This is a genomic window from Undibacterium hunanense (assembly GCF_014284335.1).
Lineage (GTDB): Bacteria > Pseudomonadota > Gammaproteobacteria > Burkholderiales > Burkholderiaceae_D > Undibacterium > Undibacterium hunanense.
In genome coordinates, this window is sequence record NZ_JACOGF010000080.1 from 1 (window position 1) to 265 (window position 265).

Genomic DNA, 265 nt, shown 5'->3' on the forward strand with positions numbered 1-265 from the left:
TCTTGCAGGCTGTTGATACGGGCATTGCCGCCTGGTGTGTAGACTTGTGGGGCGGTGAATGTTTCGCCGGAAACAATGTCTGTACCGTTGGTCAGGACGATTTGGGAGCCTGGGCTATTGGAGACGATACCTGCAATGGTTGCATCAACGGTTGTTTGTGCTGTGGCCAGTGTGGCGGCATCAACAACTTTGCTCAGCCATACTTTGGCTGTGGCGTTGGCATCTACACCTGCGTAGGCGGTGATTTCTTTGGTGGTATCAACAG

General features: G+C 53.2%; 1 protein-coding gene. It reads right to left on the bottom strand.

The annotated features are described in order from the left end of the window. Positions 1 to 265 (bottom strand): hypothetical protein (locus H8L32_RS27400; protein ID WP_186951024.1); only part of this gene is annotated, 265 nt, incomplete at both ends.